At 70.1% G+C, this 15,680-nt stretch carries 13 protein-coding genes, 2 tRNA genes and 1 pseudogene; 11 read left to right on the forward strand and 5 right to left on the reverse strand.

Features of this window, described 5'->3' with window-relative positions; all coding sequences use genetic code 11:
- Nucleotides 1–12: 12 nt before the first annotated feature.
- From AB0H12_RS12805 to rpmH, 5 genes are read right to left on the reverse strand one after another with little or no spacing between them, the layout of a single operon-like run.
- Nucleotides 13–555, reverse strand: a complete 543-nt coding sequence (locus AB0H12_RS12805; protein ID WP_053714548.1) for a Jag family protein — start codon at nt 553–555, stop codon at nt 13–15.
- Nucleotides 556–573: 18 nt separating this feature from the next.
- Nucleotides 574–1,611, reverse strand: a complete 1,038-nt coding sequence (gene yidC, locus AB0H12_RS12810; RefSeq protein WP_499622953.1) for a membrane protein insertase YidC — start codon at nt 1,609–1,611, stop codon at nt 574–576.
- 3 nt (nt 1,612–1,614) lie between these two features.
- Nucleotides 1,615–1,887, reverse strand: a complete 273-nt coding sequence (yidD, locus tag AB0H12_RS12815) for a membrane protein insertion efficiency factor YidD (RefSeq protein ID WP_230569489.1) — start codon at nt 1,885–1,887, stop codon at nt 1,615–1,617.
- Complete coding sequence (rnpA, locus tag AB0H12_RS12820; protein WP_230569488.1) at nt 1,884–2,225, reverse strand: ribonuclease P protein component; 342 nt, start codon at nt 2,223–2,225, stop codon at nt 1,884–1,886. Before rnpA ends, yidD begins: the two co-directional genes overlap by 4 nt.
- Before the next feature lie 13 nt (nt 2,226–2,238).
- Complete coding sequence (rpmH, locus tag AB0H12_RS12825; protein ID WP_073897783.1) at nt 2,239–2,382, reverse strand: 50S ribosomal protein L34; 144 nt, start codon at nt 2,380–2,382, stop codon at nt 2,239–2,241.
- A 464-nt stretch (nt 2,383–2,846) separates the two neighbouring features.
- On the opposite strand from rpmH, the gene dnaA reads away from it, so the two are divergent.
- The 11 genes and pseudogenes from dnaA (at nt 2,847) to AB0H12_RS12880 (ending at nt 15,538) form a co-directional block, all read left to right on the forward strand.
- Nucleotides 2,847–4,388, forward strand: a complete 1,542-nt coding sequence (dnaA, locus tag AB0H12_RS12830) for a chromosomal replication initiator protein DnaA (RefSeq protein ID WP_499622955.1) — start codon at nt 2,847–2,849, stop codon at nt 4,386–4,388.
- Between the two features lie 1,186 nt (nt 4,389–5,574).
- Nucleotides 5,575–6,711, forward strand: a complete 1,137-nt coding sequence (dnaN, locus tag AB0H12_RS12835; RefSeq protein WP_230569486.1) for a DNA polymerase III subunit beta — start codon at nt 5,575–5,577, stop codon at nt 6,709–6,711.
- 41 nt (nt 6,712–6,752) lie between these two features.
- Entirely contained in the window at nt 6,753–7,667 is a 915-nt protein-coding gene (gene gnd / locus AB0H12_RS12840) for a phosphogluconate dehydrogenase (NAD(+)-dependent, decarboxylating) (protein WP_499622957.1), read from the forward strand.
- A 4-nt stretch (nt 7,668–7,671) separates the two neighbouring features.
- Nucleotides 7,672–8,787, forward strand: coding sequence for a DNA replication/repair protein RecF (gene recF, locus AB0H12_RS12845; RefSeq protein WP_499622959.1), 1,116 nt, complete (start codon nt 7,672–7,674; stop codon nt 8,785–8,787).
- A 118-nt stretch (nt 8,788–8,905) separates the two neighbouring features.
- Nucleotides 8,906–9,406, forward strand: a complete 501-nt coding sequence (locus AB0H12_RS12850; RefSeq protein WP_499622960.1) for a DciA family protein — start codon at nt 8,906–8,908, stop codon at nt 9,404–9,406.
- A gap of 236 nt (nt 9,407–9,642) precedes the next feature.
- The gene (gyrB, locus tag AB0H12_RS12855; protein ID WP_499622962.1) at nt 9,643–11,613 is read left to right on the forward strand and encodes a DNA topoisomerase (ATP-hydrolyzing) subunit B; all 1,971 of its coding nucleotides are present in this window, start codon (nt 9,643–9,645) and stop codon (nt 11,611–11,613) included.
- A 49-nt stretch (nt 11,614–11,662) separates the two neighbouring features.
- Complete coding sequence (gene gyrA / locus AB0H12_RS12860; protein WP_499622963.1) at nt 11,663–14,254, forward strand: DNA gyrase subunit A; 2,592 nt, start codon at nt 11,663–11,665, stop codon at nt 14,252–14,254.
- 26 nt (nt 14,255–14,280) lie between these two features.
- Nucleotides 14,281–15,141, forward strand: a complete 861-nt coding sequence (locus tag AB0H12_RS12865) for a DUF3566 domain-containing protein (protein ID WP_499622964.1) — start codon at nt 14,281–14,283, stop codon at nt 15,139–15,141.
- Between the two features lie 63 nt (nt 15,142–15,204).
- A tRNA-Ile gene (locus AB0H12_RS12870) sits at nt 15,205–15,278 on the forward strand.
- 35 nt (nt 15,279–15,313) lie between these two features.
- Nucleotides 15,314–15,430: pseudogene (locus AB0H12_RS12875) on the forward strand (DLW-39 family protein); the annotation flags it as partial.
- Between the two features lie 35 nt (nt 15,431–15,465).
- Nucleotides 15,466–15,538, forward strand: a tRNA-Ala gene (locus AB0H12_RS12880).
- Nucleotides 15,539–15,680 lie beyond the last annotated feature (142 nt).

Raw genomic sequence — 15,680 nt, forward strand, 5'->3', positions numbered from 1 at the left:
CGAACAACCCGCTCAGGGCTTCGGCAGCACCACCACGCGGCGCTGGGGCTCCTCGCCCTCGCTCTCGCTGTGCACGCCCGCCACGGCGGCGACGGCGTCGTGCACGACCTTCCGCTCGAACGGCGTCATCGGGTGCAGCCGCACCTTCTCGCCCGTCGCCACCACCTTCTCCGCCGTGGTCCGGCCGAGGTCGGCGAGTTCGGCACGTCGTCCGGCGCGCCACCCGGCGATGTCCAGCATGAGGCGGCTGCGCACGCCCGTCTCCTGCTGCACCGCGAGCCGGGTCAGCTCCTGCAACGACTCCAGGACCGTGCCGCGGGGACCGACCAGCTTCTCCAGGTCGTCACCGCCGTCGATGCTCACGATCGCCCGACCCGCCTCGACGTCGAGGTCGATGTCGCCGTCGTAGTCGAGCAGGTCCAACAGCCGCTCGAGGTAGTCCCCGGCGATGTCGCCCTCCTGGACGAGCAGGTCCTCCGAACTCCCCGAGCGCGCCGGCGGAACCTTGTCGGCCTCCGGTGCGTCCACGTCGGCCGCCTGCAACGTCTCCGACACGATGTCTCCTCTCCAGGGTCAACGACGCTTCTTGTTGCCCTGCTTCTTGCCTGGGGATCGGTCTGGGCTCAGACCGGGAATCTCGGTGGACGGCTTCGCGGTCGGCGTCGACTCGCTCGCGTCGTCCGGTGCGGCCTTGGCGGCGCCGGAGGCGGGCTGGGCGCCCGTGGGCTTGCGCTGCGGCTGCGGCTTCTGGCCAGGCTTGGGCTTGGTCGCGGGCTTCACGCCCGGCTTCGGCGCGAGCGCCGACCGCTGCGCGGTGGCCTCGACCTTCTTCGCCTCTTCCTCGCGGTCGATGCGGTGGTACACGACGTACTGCTGGCCCAGCGTCCAAGCGTTGTTGCTCAGCCAGTAGAGCAGGATCGCGATGGGGAAGAAGAGGCCACCGACGAGCACGCCGATCGGGAAGATGTAGAGCGTCAGCTTGTTCATGATCGCGGTCTGCGGGTTGTCCGCCGCGGCCTGCGTCTGCCGGGCCACCGAGTGGCGCGCGGTGAAGTGCGTCGCGATCGAGGCGATGATCATCAACGGGATCGAGACCAGCAGCACCGCGTTGCGGCTGGTGGCGAACTGCTCCAGCTCCTGGGCGGGCATCGTGATGAACGTCGACAGGTTCGCGCCGAAGAGCTTCGCGTTGACGAACGACTCCACGCCCTGGGCGTCGAAGAAGTAGACCTCGCCCCAGCCGGGCCGGAACGAGCGCAGCACGTGGAACAGGCCGATGAACACCGGGATCTGCACCAGCATCGGCAGGCAGCCGCCCAGCGGGTTGACGCCGTGCTCCGACTGGAGCTTCTGCATCTCCTGCGCCTGGCGCTGCTTGTCGTTCGCGTACTTCTTCTTGATCTTCTGCAGCTCGGGCGCGAACTCCTGCATCTTGCGCATCGAGCGGACCTGGCCGACGAACGGCTTGAACAGGATCGCGCGCAGCGTGAAGACGAGGAACACCACGGCCAGGGCCCACGCGAACCCGCTCGACTCGCCGAAGATGTGGCCGAACACCCAGTGCCAACACCACAGGATGAAGGACACCGGGTAGTAGATGAAGTTGAGCACTAGCTACTCCTCGGCAGGAAGGTCGGGGACCGCGTTTCGCCTCGGCGGAACCGGGTCCAGGCCACCAGGGTGCCAGGGTCCGCAGCGGCCCAGCCGGCGCAGGGTCAGCCAGGAACCGCGCAACGCACCGTGGACGGTCAACGCCTCCACCGCGTACGCGCTGCAACTCGGGTGGAAACGGCAGGTCGGGGGCAGTGCCGGTGAGATGAACTTCCGGTAGAAGCGCACCGGCAGCAGCAGCACCCGGACTACGGGGCTCACCTGGACGGTCGTCATCGCAGCACCTTGTGCAGCGCCGCGTCGAGGTCACGGCCGAGCTCGGCGCTGTCCGCATCGGCTGACGGTGCCAACGCGCGCACGACCAGTGAAGTTCCGGGCGGCAGCACGTCGAGCCGATCGCGCACCACGTGCCGGAGCTTGCGGCTCACGCGGTGCCGGACCACGGAGTTGCCCACGGCCTTGCTCACGACGAAGCCCACCTTGGACGGGTCCAAGGTGGGCTGCGCCGACGTCAGGACGTGCACCACCAGCCGGGACCGGCCGGCCCGGCGGCCTCGGCGGACCACCAGGCCGAAGTCCTGGCTGCGGGTCAGCCGATTGGCCGCGGGTAGCACGGCGCTGCGGCGATCAGGCGGACAGCTGCTTGCGGCCCTTGCCACGGCGCGCGGCCAGGATGGCGCGACCGGCACGGGTGCGCATGCGCAGCCGGAACCCGTGCGTCTTGGCACGGCGACGGTTGTTGGGCTGGAAGGTGCGCTTACCCTTGCTCACGGTCGGACTCCCGGTGCTTAACTGCCAAGCAGGTCTGTGGTTGTCCCCAGCGATCAAGCCTTAGGCGCGCGAAAAGCACCCCACGCAAGCGGGAGACGGTTACGAGGGTACGCAGCCCCGGGGGCGCGGTTCAAATCGGGGTCGCACCGGGGCGTTTCGAGCGGTGTTCCAGGCACGGAAAGGGCTTGCGCGGCGGTACGCCTTGTGGCAGGGCCCGCACCTTGTTAGCGTGCTGCCTTCGCGGGTGATGCGGGTCGACGCGGGCCGGGCTACACGAAGGACGACGGCCCCCGCCACGCCGGCCGCAGGCGCTCGGGAGCAACGGGGGGATCCGCTGCGCTCCGGGCCCCGTTCGTGCACAGTTGTGGATAACTCTGTGGATGCCTCTATTCTCCGTGTCCACGTCGTGGAAGTTCCCCGGGGACTGACCGCGGAGACGTCACCGAGGGGAGGGGAGCGCGGAGGTGTCCGACCACCAGACCGATCTGGGTCTCGTGTGGGAGCAGGTCGTGCAGGAGCTCGCAGCCAGCACGTTGTCCCCCCAACAGCGCGCTTGGATGCGCGTGACCCGACCCATCGGGCTGCTCGACGGGACCGCGCTGCTCGCCGCGCCGAGCGACTTCGCCAAGGAAGCCATCGAGCGCGCGCTGCGCGAACCGATCACCGCGGCCCTGTCCCGTCGGCTCGGCCGAGCCGTCTCGCTGGCCGTGAAGGTCGACTCGCCCGACCCCGTGACCGCGCCGATCCCGGTGCCCGTGCCCGGACCGCCGCCCGGCGCGGTGGCCGTCAACGGCGGCCTGGCCGTCGAGGTGGAGCCCGAGGGCGACACCGAGGGCGAAGGCGAAGAGGTCGACGAGGAGGGCGAGGCGCTCGCCGCCGTCACCGAGATCTGGCCCACGTTCAGCGGTGGTCACGCCGCGCCGAGCGGCATGCCGTACACCCGGCCGGCCAACCCGGTGGCCTCGCAGACCAGGCTGAACGAGAAGTACAACTTCGACACGTTCGTCATCGGCGCGTCCAACCGCTTCGCGCACGCAGCCGCGGTGGCCGTCGCCGAGGCGCCCGCCCGCGCGTACAACCCGCTGTTCATCTGGGGTGAGTCCGGGCTCGGCAAGACGCACCTGCTGCACGCGGTCGGGCACTACGCGCAGCGGCTGTTCCCCGGCATGCGCGTGCGGTACGTGTCGACCGAGGAGTTCACCAACGACTTCATCAACTCCCTGCGTGACGACCGCAAGGTCGCCTTCCAGCGCCGGTACCGGGACATCGACGTGCTGTTGGTCGACGACATCCAGTTCCTGGAGGGCAAGGAGGGCACGCAGGAGGAGTTCTTCCACACGTTCAACACGCTGCACAACGCGAACAAGCAGATCGTGGTGTCCTCCGACCGGCCGCCCAAGCGGCTGGAGACGTTGGAGGACCGGCTGCGGACGCGGTTCGAGTGGGGCCTGATCACCGACATCCAGCCGCCCGAGCTGGAGACGCGGATCGCCATCCTGCGCAAGAAGGCCGCGCAGGACCGGCTGGCCGCGCCCGCCGAGGTGCTGGAGTTCATCGCGGCCCGGATCGAGCGGAACATCCGCGAGCTCGAGGGCGCGCTCATCCGCGTCACCGCGTTCGCCTCGCTCAACCGGCAGCCGGTCGACGTGCAGCTGGCCGAGATAGTCCTGCGCGACCTGATCCCGGACTCGCACGCCCCGGAGATCACCGCGCCCACGATCATGGCGGTCACCGCGGAGTTCTTCTCCGTGTCCATAGACGACCTGTGCGGCCCCGGCAAGACGAAGGTCCTGGCCCAGGCGCGGCAGATCTCCATGTACCTGTGCCGCGAGCTGACGGACCTGTCGCTGCCGAAGATCGGCCAGACGTTCGGCGGTCGCGACCACACGACGGTCATGCACGCGGACAAGAAGATCCGCAAGGAGATGGCCGAGCGCCGCCGGGTGTACGAGCAGGTGCAGGAGCTGACGTCGCGCATCAAGCAGCGCGCCCGCCACACCCCCTGACCCGCAAACGCTTGCGCCCCACCCCGCCGTCGCACCTGGCCACGAGCGGCCTTGCATCGGCGCTGGGCGCGCCCCTCGACCGACCCCTGAGCCGCACCCCGGACCGAGCCGAGGCCGCCAGACGGGGTCGGTGACCCCGCGTCCGGCGCGCCCGGCGCCACGAAACCCCGGCAGCCGCGCCCGTCAGACCGCACCCGGCTCCCGCCTCCGGCCGCACCGCTCCGGCGGCCCGCATCCGTCCCCGGCATCCGCCGTGCCGGGCCGCCCGCACCCGGCAGCCCGGCACCGCCGCACCCCCACCGCATCCTCGGGGCGTCCCGGCACGGCGCCCCGGTGAACGGTCGGCGGCACGCGGCCGTCGTCCAACCCGGCCTGCGCGGGGTCGTGGTCCGCTCCTCCTCGCACCCGGGTGCCGCCGCGGCACCCGGGTGCGACCCACACCGCACCCGGGTGCGACCCGGATCCGCCGCCGACACCCGGGTGCCGCGCCCGCCGCGGCCCACCGGGAGGCGCCGAGGAGGCCGGAACACCCGGGCGCGGAGGTCGGGACCAACGGGGGTCGTTTCGTGTCACCCGTGTGAGGTACCCCCGCCCCACCGGGGCCGGGTCCAGGCCGTTCCCGGTGCGGCCCAACAGCTCCGTCGCACGTGCCGTCGCTGGTGAACGGCGGGCGAAAAGTTGTCCACAGCCCCGGAGAAGTGCCCCGTCGGGGGAGATTCGGCCCACCATCACCCTGTGCAGCACCCGGGTACAACCCGGCCCACACCCGGGGATCAACCCGGGGACAACTCGGCCTCCCTGTGGACCGAACGGACGAGCCGCGTAGTTCTCCCCGGGTGCGCCGACTTGTCCCCGGGTGACACCCCGTGCCCATCCACACCTCCAAGCGGGCGACACGCTGCGGAAACCGGGGTTGTCCACACAATCCACAGGCCCTACTGCTGTTGCTGTTGTCTTCCCTTGAAGATGAAGAACAAAGAAAAAACAGCCGGCGGTCGAGCCCGGGGACGAGCGCTCGGCAGCGCCTCGCCCCGGGGCAGCCCCGAGGTGACGAGGACCGGGCCGACGCTCTACGGTGGGGAGCCTCCGCGCCGAGGGTCGGAAGATCCGGCGAGGGCCGCGGCTCCCCAACCCCCACCGCAACGCATGCTGTTGTTGGTCATGCCGACTTGAGGAAGGACGCCTCATGAAGATCCGCGTCGAGCGCGACGGCCTGGCCGACGCCGTCGCCTGGGTCGCCCGCAGCCTGCCGTCCAGGCCGCCTGTCGCGGTGCTCGGCGGAATCCTGCTCGACGCCGGGGCGGAGGACGGCTCCGGTGAGGCGCTGACCGTCTCCGGGTTCGACTACGAGGTGTCCGCCCAGTGCGGCGTCCCGGCCACGATCGCCGACGGCGGCAAGGCGCTCGTCAGCGGACGGCTCCTGGCCGACATCACCAAAGCCCTGCCGAACCACCCGGTCGAGATCGCGGTCGACGGCTCCCGGATGACGATCTCGTGCGGCAGCGCCCGGTTCAGCCTGCCGACCATGCCGGTCGAGGACTACCCGCAGCTGCCGTCCATGCCGCAGCTGGCCGGCGAGCTCCCGGGCGAGGTCTTCGGCGAGGCCGTGAACCAGGTCGCCGTCGCGGCGGGCAAGGACGACACGCTCCCGATGCTGACCGGTGTCCGGCTGGAGATCGGCGAGGGCAAGGTGACCCTGGTCGCCACCGACCGCTTCCGGCTCGCCATGCGCGAGTTCCCGTGGGAGCCGAACGAGTCCCTCGGCGAGGTCGCCGTGCTCGTGCCGGCGAAGACCCTGAACGACGCCGCGAAGACGCTGGGCGCGTCCGGCGCGAAGATCGAGCTGTCCCTGGCCGCGAACGACGGCCTGCTCGGCCTGTCCGGCACGAACCGCCGCACGACCACCCGCCTGCTCGATGCCGACTTCCCGAAGTACCGCCAGCTGCTGCCCACCGAGCACTCGGCCGCCGCGATCATCGAGGTCGACGCGCTGGTGCAGGCGATCAAGCGCGTGTCGCTGGTCGCCGAGCGCGGCACGCAGGTCCGGCTGGAGTTCGTGGACAACGGCCTGCGCCTGTCCGCGGGCGGCGACGACGAGGGCAGCGCCGAGGAAGAGCTGCCGGTCGACTACACCGGCGACGCGGTCACCATCGCGTTCAACCCGACCTACCTCCTCGAAGGGCTCCAGGCCGTCCGCACGCCGCGGGCGCACTTGTCCTTCACCACACCCAGTCGCCCCGCACTGCTCAAGCCGGTGGACGAGGATGGGAACGTGGCGCCGGGCTACCTGTACCTGCTGATGCCCGTGCGCCTGCCCGGCTGATCCACCACGCCATCCACAGACGCTAGGGAAGAGGAACGACCGTGCAGCTCGGACTCGTCGGCCTCGGCAAGATGGGCTTCAACATGCGCGAGCGCATCCGCCGCGCGGGGCACGAGGTGGTCGGCTACGACCGCAACCCGGAAGTCACCGACGCCGACTCGCTCGCCGACATGGTGGGCAAGCTCGCCGCACCGCGCGTGGTGTGGGTGATGGTGCCCGCCGGTGACATCACCCGGCAGACGATCGCCGAGCTCGGCGACCTGCTCGAGCCGGGCGACCTGGTGATCGACGGCGGCAACTCCCGCTTCACCGACGACGAGGTCAACGCCAGGGCGTTGGGCGAGAAGGGCGTCGGTTACCTGGACGCCGGCGTGTCCGGTGGCGTGTGGGGCCTGGAGAACGGCTACGGCCTGATGGTCGGCGGCGACGCCGAGCACGTCGAGCGCGCCATGCCGATCTTCGACGCGCTGCGCCCGGAGGGTCCGCGCGAGGAGGGCTTCGCGCACGCGGGCCGCATCGGCGCCGGCCACTTCGCGAAGATGGTCCACAACGGCATCGAGTACGGCCTCATGCAGGCCTACGCCGAGGGCTTCGAGCTGCTGGAGGCCTCCAAGCTGGTGGACGACGTGCCGGCCACGATCAAGGCGTGGCAGCGCGGCACCGTGGTCCGCTCGTGGTTGCTGGACCTGCTGGTCCGCGCGCTGGAGTCGGACCCGGAGCTGGACGACCTGCGCGGTCACGTCGAGGACTCCGGCGAGGGCCGGTGGACCGTCGAGGAGGCGATCAAGCACGCGGTGCCCGCGCCGGTGATCTCCGCCGCGCTGTTCGCCCGGTTCGCGTCCCGGCAGGACGACTCGCCCGCCATGCGCGCGGTCGCGGCGCTGCGCAACCAGTTCGGCGGCCACGCCGTGCAGACCGCGGGTCCTTCGTCCGGTTCCGGCTCGACCCAGAGCTGACGAGTTGTACGTCCGGCACCTGCAAGTCACCGACTTCAGGTCGTGGGAGCACGCGGACCTGGTGTTCGAGCCGGGGGTGAGCGTGCTGGTGGGGCGCAACGGCCAGGGCAAGACGAACCTGGTCGAGGCGCTGGGGTACGTGGCCACCCTCGGCTCGCACCGGGTGGCCACGGACGCGCCGCTGATCCGGCACGGCGCCTCGCGGGCGGTGGTCCGCGCGGCGGTGGTCAACGAGGGGCGCGAGCTGCTGGTCGAGCTGGAGATCACGCCGGGCAAGGCGAACCGGGCGCGGGTCAACCGCGGCCCGGTGCCGCGCCCGCGCGACGTGCTCGGCATCCTGCGGACGGTGCTGTTCGCGCCGGAGGACCTGGCGCTGGTGCGCGGCGACCCCGGCGAACGCCGGCGGTTCCTCGACGAACTGCTGACCACGCGCGCGCCGCGGTACGCCGGGGTGCGCAGCGACTACGAACGCGTGCTCAAGCAGCGTGGCGCGTTGCTCAAGACCGTGCGCGCGGCGCGCAACGCCGACATCAGCACGCTCGACGTGTGGGACGGGCACCTGGCCCGGCACGGCGCCGAGCTGCTGGCCGCGCGGCTGGACCTGGTCGCGGACATCGCGCCGCACGTGGCCGCGGCGTACGCGGAGGTGGCGCCGGAGTCCCGGCCCGCGCGGATCGCGTACCGGTCGAGCCTCGGCGAGGCGTTCCCCGAGTCGGACGACCGGGACGTGCTGGAGGACGCGCTGCTCGCCGAGCTGCACCGGGTGCGCCCGCAGGAGGTCGAGCGGGGCGTGTGCCTGGTCGGGCCGCACCGCGACGACCTCGACCTGGCGCTCGGCGACCTGCCCGCGAAGGGCTACGCCAGTCACGGTGAGTCATGGTCCTTCGCCTTGGCCCTGCGTCTCGGCGGGTACGAGTTGCTGCGTGTCGAGGGGGCCGAACCGGTCCTCGTGCTGGACGATGTGTTCGCCGAACTGGACCGCGGCAGGCGTCGCCAGTTGGCGAAGGTGGCCGCCGGCGCGGAGCAGGTGCTGATCACGGCGGCGGTCGCGGAGGACGTGCCCGAGGAGCTGGACGGGCTGCGGTTCGACGTTCGCCACGGGGAGGTGCGCCGTGTCTGACGAGTTGCCCCGAACGGGTGTGACCCGACACACATCTGGGGACAACCCTGTGGATGGTGTGGATAACTCGCCTCGTGAACCGGACATATCCACAGCCGGTAGTACACAAGAGGGTGGATTGCGGGGTCCGGACCTCGCCCGAGCCGCCCTGGAAGCGGCCCGCGCGTCCGCCAAGGAGCGCGGGGTGCGGGGCGTGCGCAAGGGTGGGGCGGGCGCGACGAGCCGTCGTCGGCGTCGCCGCTGGTCCGGGCCCGGCCCCGACGACCGCGACCCGCAACCGCTCGGCAGGCTCGCGTCGAGGATCGCCGCCGACCGCGGTTGGGTCGAGCGGCTGTCGGGTGGTCAGGTGTTCGCCCGGTGGCCGAAACTGGTCGGTGAGGACGTGGCCGAGCACGCGCAGCCGGTGGCGCTCAGTGACGGCGAACTGACCGTCCAGGCCGACTCGACGGCGTGGGCCACGCAGCTGCGGCTGCTGCAGCGCGACCTGCTCAAGCGGATCGCGGCGGGCGTCGGCCACGGCGTCGTGCAGAAGTTGAAGGTCCAGGGTCCGGCGGCGCCCAGTTGGCGTTACGGCCCCAGGCACGCTCCGGGCCGCGGACCACGTGACACCTACGGGTGACGAGCGCCAGGGCCGCAGCGGCGATTCTGTGGCGCGGTGAGCGCTCACCAGTCGATTTTGACCCCGTGACCAGCGGTCCGTACCCATCTTCGTTCACTTCGGGCCGCCTGTGAGCAAACCAGGGGTGTCCTAAGTGGGTTCCTGTCGGTATGCCCCGGTAGAATCGTGGGGTAGCGCAACCCAGCGTCGCCCGGCGACGGTCCCAGTCGCGTGAAGTCCGAGGAGACACCAGGCCCGTGGCAGCCAAGAAGAATGAGTACAACGCGTCCTCGATCACCGTCCTGGAGGGCCTGGAAGCGGTCCGCAAGCGGCCAGGCATGTACATCGGTTCCACCGGCGAGCGCGGTCTGCACCACCTGATCCAGGAGGTCGTGGACAACTCGGTCGACGAGGCCATGGCCGGCTACGCGACGGTCGTGGACGTGACGCTGCTGGCCAACGGGGGCGTCCGGGTCATCGACGACGGCCGCGGCATCCCCGTCGGCATGCACCCGGTCGAGAAGCGGCCCACGCTGGAAGTGGTGCTGACCAAGCTGCACGCGGGCGGCAAGTTCGACAGCGACTCCTACGCGGTGTCCGGCGGTCTGCACGGCGTCGGCATCTCCGTGGTGAACGCCCTGTCGACCGCCGTCGACGTCGAGGTCAAGGCCGAGGGTTTCACGTGGAACCAGCGGTTCGAGAACACCAAGCCCGCGCACGAGCTGACCAGGGGCGAGCCGACCGACGAGACCGGCACGGCCATCACGTTCTGGGCCGACCCGACGATCTTCGAGACCACCGACTACAACATCGAGACGATCTCCCGCCGCCTGCAGGAGATGGCGTTCCTCAACAAGGGCCTCACGATCATCCTGCGCGACGAGCGCGTGCAGGCGAGCGACGAGGAGGCCGACGCCGAGGGCCACGTGGCGGCCGTGCGCGAGCGCACGTTCCACTACCCCGGCGGCCTGGAGGACTTCGTCCGCCACATCAACCACACCCGCGAGGCCGTGCACCAGAAGGTCGTCTCGTTCGAGGCGAAGGGCGAGGACCTCGAGGTCGAGGTGGCGATGCAGTGGAACACCGGCTACACGCCGTCGGTGTACACGTTCGCCAACACGATCAACACGCACGAGGGCGGCACGCACGAGGAGGGCTTCCGCGCCGCGCTGACCCGCGTGGTCAACGAGTACGCGCGCGAGAAGAAGCTGCTCAAGGAGAAGGACTCCAACCTCACCGGCGACGACATCCGCGAGGGCCTGGCCGCGATCATCTCGGTCAAGCTCAAGGAGCCGCAGTTCGAGGGCCAGACCAAGACCAAGCTGGGCAACAGCGAGGCCAAGTCCTTCGTGCAGAAGTCCACCAACGAGCACCTGGCCGACTGGTTCGAGCGCCACCCCAACGAGGCCAGGGCGATCGTCACCAAGTCGGTGTCCTCGGCGCAGGCCCGCATCGCCGCCCGCAAGGCCCGCGAGCTCGTCCGCCGCAAGGGCGCCCTCGACATCGGCGGCCTGCCCGGCAAGCTCAAGGACTGCCGCTCCACCAACCCGGAGGACTGCGAGATCTACGTCGTGGAGGGCGACTCCGCGGGCGGCTCGGCCAAGGAGGGCCGGGACTCCATGTTCCAGGCGATCCTGCCGATCCGGGGCAAGATCATCAACGTGGAGAAGGCGCGCATCGACCGCGTGCTGAAGAACAACGAGGTCCAGGCCCTGATCACGGCGTTCGGCACGGGCATCCACGAGGACTTCGACATCGCGAAGCTGCGCTACCACAAGATCGTGCTGATGGCCGACGCCGACGTGGACGGCCAGCACATCCGGACGCTGCTGCTGACCCTGCTGTTCCGCTTCATGCGCCCGCTGATCGAGCACGGCCACGTGTACCTGGCGAACCCGCCGCTCTACAAGATCAAGTGGCAGCGCGCCGAGCCGGAGTACGCCTACTCCGACCGCGAGCGGGACGGCATCATCAAGGCCGGTCTCGCCGCGGGCAAGAAGATCGGCAAGGACGACAACATCCAGCGCTACAAGGGCCTCGGCGAGATGAACTCCTCCGAGCTGTGGGAGACGACGATGGACCCGGCCAACCGGGTGCTGACGCAGGTGACCATGGACGACGCCGCGACGGCCGACGAGCTGTTCAGCGTGCTGATGGGCGAGGACGTGGAGGCCCGCCGCGCGTTCATCACCCGCAACGCCAAGGGCGTCCGGTTCCTCGACGTCTGACCCCTGTCGTTCCCGAACCCGCAGGCGTGCCCTCTAAGGAAGTAGAACTGTGAGCGAGACGACGCTGCCCCCGGCTGGTGGAGACCGCACCGAGCCGCGCGACATCCAGCAGGAGATGCAGAACTCGTACATCGACTACGCGATGAGCGTGATCGTGGGACGAGCGCTGCCCGACGTGCGCGACGGCCTGAAGCCCGTGCACGTCCGCGTGCTGTACTCGATGTTCGACTCGGGCTTCCGCCCGGACCGCAGCTACAACAAGTGCGCCCGCGTGGTGGGCGACGTGATGGGCAACTACCACCCCCACGGCGACTCGGCCATCTACGACGCACTGGTCCGCCTCGCCCAGCCGTGGTCGCAGCGCTACCCGCTGATCGACGGCCAGGGCAACTTCGGCTCCCCGGGCAACGATCCGGCAGCCGCGATGAGGTACACCGAGTGCCGGCTCACGCCGTTGGCCATGCAGATGCTGGCCGACATCGAGGAAGACACGGTCGACTTCCGCGACAACTACGACGGTCGCATCCAGGAGCCGACGGTCCTGCCCTCGCGCGTGCCGAACCTGCTGATCAACGGCAGCTCGGGCATCGCGGTCGGCATGGCGACCAACATCCCGCCGCACAACCTGCGCGAGGTCGCCGACGGCGTGGTCTGGGCGCTGGACAACTGGGACGCGTCCGAGGAGGAGACGCTGGAGGCGATGATCCAGCGGATCAAGGGGCCCGACTTCCCGACCTACGGCCAGATCCTCGGCACTGCCGGCATCGAGGACGCGTACCGCACCGGCCGCGGCTCGGTGAAGATGCGCGCGGTCGTGGAGATCGACGAGGACGCCAAGGGCCGCACGATCCTGGTGGTCACCGAGCTGCCCTACCAGGTGAACCCGGACAACCTGGTGGAGAACATCGCCACCCTGGTCCGCGACCAGAAGCTGACCGGCATCGCGAACATCGCCGACGAGTCCAACCGCCGCTCGGGCATGCGGATCGTGGTCACGCTCAAGCGCGACGCGGTCGCCAAGGTCGTGCTGAACAACCTCTACAAGCACACCCAGCTGCAGTACTCCTTCGGTGTGAACATGCTGTCGCTGGTCGACGGCGTGCCGCGCACGTTGCGCCTGGACCAGATGATCCGGCACTACGTGAAGCACCAGATCGAGGTCATCGTCCGGCGCACGCGCTTCCGCCTGCGCAAGGCCGAGGAACGCGCCCACGTGCTGCGCGGCCTGGTCAAGGCGCTCGACCAGCTCGACGCGGTGATCGCGCTGATCCGCCGGTCGGACACGCCCGAGGTGGCGCGCACCGGCTTGATGGAGCTGCTCGACGTAGACGAGATCCAGGCCAACGCGATCCTGGAGATGCAGCTGCGCCGGTTGGCCGCCCTGGAGCGGCAGAAGATCGTCGACCAGTTGGCCGAGATCGAGCTGGAGATCGCCGACTACAAGGACATCCTCGACAAGCCGGAGCGGCAGCGCGCGATCGTGCGCGAGGAGCTGCTGGCGATCGTGGACAAGCACGGTGACGACCGGCGCACCAAGATCGTGCCGTTCGACGGCGACGTGTCGATGGAAGACCTGATCGCGGTCGAGGACGTCGTCGTCACCATCACCCGGACGGGTTACGCGAAGCGCACGAAGACCGACCTGTACCGCTCGCAGAAGCGCGGCGGCAAGGGCGTGCAGGGCGCCCAGCTCAAGCAGGACGACATCGTGCAGCACTTCTTCGTGTGCTCCACGCACGACTGGATCCTGTTCTTCACGAACAAGGGCCGGGTGTACCGGGCGAAGGCCTACGAGCTGCCCGAGGCCAACCGCAACGCGCGCGGCCAGCACGTGGCGAACCTCCTGGCGTTCCAGCCGGAGGAGGAGATCGCCCAGGTCATCCAGATCAAGAACTACGAGGTCGCGCCGTACCTGGTGCTCGCCACCAAGAAGGGCCTGGTCAAGAAGTCGAAGCTGTCCGACTTCGACTCCAACCGGTCCGGTGGCCTGATCGGCATCAACCTGCGTGACGACGACGAGCTGGTCGGCGCGGTGCTGTGCTCGGCGTCCGACGACCTCCAGCTGATCTCGGCCGACGGCCAGTCCATTCGGTTCCACGCGAGCGACGAGGCGCTGCGCCCGATGGGGCGGGCGACCTCGGGCGTGCTGGGCATGCGCTTCAACAGCGGGGACGAGCTGCTGTCGATGGGCGTCGTCCAAGAGGGCCTGTTTGTTTTGGTGGCGACCGATGGTGGGTACGCCAAGCGCACGCCGATCGAGGACTACCCCGTCCAGGGTCGCGGTGGCAAGGGTGTGCTCACCATCCAGCACGACCGCAGGCGTGGCAGGCTGGTCGGCGCGCTCATCGTCGACGTCGACGACGAGCTGTACGCGATCACCTCTTCGGGCGGGGTCATCCGGACCAGCGCCAAGGAGGTGCGCAAGGCAGGGCGGCAGACGAAGGGCGTCCGGTTGATGAACCTCGGCGAAGGGACCACCCTGATCGCGGTGGCGCGCAACGCCGACGAGCCCGCGGACGTCACCAGTGGTGACAGCGGTGTCGACGTCGACTCCGCCGAGGCGGGTCCGACGGTCGACCCGACCGAGGCGGGTCCGGTCGTCGACTCCGCCGAGGGTGACCAGGCTGAGCCTGCCAACTAGCGCGAACGAGAGGTTGAGGACTGCTCGTGACTCCACCCGAGAAGCCAGAGGACAAGACCGCGGTGATCACCCGGCCTGGCGCCGAGCCGACGCCGGCGGCCGGCGATGAGCCCACCGGCGCCGAGAAGCCTGCGGTCGACGCCTCGGGGGCGTCCGAGCAGGCCGCGACGCCCGCGGCCGACGCGACGACGGCCGACGGCAAGACCGAGAAGGTCGAGCGGCCGGCCGCCGAGAACGACAGCCACCAGGCCGCGGCGCCCCCGCCGTGGCAGCGCGTGACGAGCGACACGCAGTACGCCGAGGCGCAGCAGGTCGGTCCGGCCGACCTGATGTCCGCGCCGGAGCACCCGCCGGCCGAGGGTGCGCAGCCGGCGTACCCGGCCAGCGACCCGGACACGGTGGCGGTGGCCCGTCCCGTGGTGCCGGGCGCGCAGGCTGCGGCGGGTTCGGCCCGCACGCAGGTGAACCTGGGCGCGGCGAACGGTCGTCCCGCCGCCGCGCCGTCGGCCCGCCGTCCCGGGCGCGGGCCGCGTCGGGCGAGCCTGCAGGTGAAGCGGGTCGACCCGTGGTCGGTGCTCAAGCTCGCCCTGGTGCTGAGCGTGGCGCTGTTCTTCGTGTGGCTCGTGGCGGTCGGCGTGCTGTACGGCGTGCTGAACGGCATGGGCGTGTGGGACAAGATCAACAACACCGCCAGCGACCTGCTGCAGGGCAACGAGACCGGCAGCGACCCGCTGATCAGCGCCGGTCGCGTGTTCGGCGTGGCGGCGATCGTGGGCGCGGTGAACATCGTGCTGTTCACCGCCCTGGCGACCGTCGGCTCGTTCGTCTACAACGTCTCGGCCGATCTCGCCGGGGGCCTGGAAGTGACCTTGTCCGAGCGGGAGTGATCTACGACCAGCCGATTTGGGGCGGCGACGGGAGGTGCTGTAGTCTTGCCGTCGTTGCCCCGAGGGCCTATAGCTCAGACGGTTAGAGCGCTTCGCTGATAACGAAGAGGTCGGAGGTTCGAGTCCTCCTAGGCCCACCGGAAGTTCACAGGTGTTGCAGAGGGGAATCGCCGTGAAGAAGATCATCGCACTTGTCGCTGTCGCTGGTGCGGTTCTGTTCTTCGTCAAGCGCAGCCGCTCGGCCAAGGCCGACGCGGACCTGTGGCGCGAGGCCACCGCCCCCACCGACTGACCCGCGAGGGCGGTCAGTCTGCCGCCCCGTGAGGGGACGTAGCTCAATTGGCAGAGCACCGCCTTTGCAAGGCGGGGGTTAGGGGTTCGATTCCCCTCGTCTCCACTCGCTCTGAGCGAGGTGTGTCGACGGATAGCGTCGACTGCCTCGCTCGTCGTGTTTGTGGGGGTGCGGACCCCCACACCCCGCCCGGGAGGCTTCGCCCCCGGACCTCTTCCGGGCTGCGGTCCCGGACCCCGCGAAGATC

The sequence above is a fragment of the Actinosynnema sp. NPDC023794 genome, from assembly GCF_040639675.1.
In the GTDB taxonomy this organism is placed as follows: Bacteria; Actinomycetota; Actinomycetes; order Mycobacteriales; family Pseudonocardiaceae; genus Actinosynnema; species Actinosynnema luteola.

Excerpts from the sequence above, each read along its gene's own strand:
- yidD (WP_230569489.1), bottom strand. The coding sequence starts at position 1,887 with ATGACGACCGTCCAGGTGAGCCCCGTAGTCCGGGTGCTGCTGCTGCCG.
- dnaN (WP_230569486.1), top strand. The coding sequence starts at position 5,575 with ATGAAGATCCGCGTCGAGCGCGACGGCCTGGCCGACGCCGTCGCCTGG.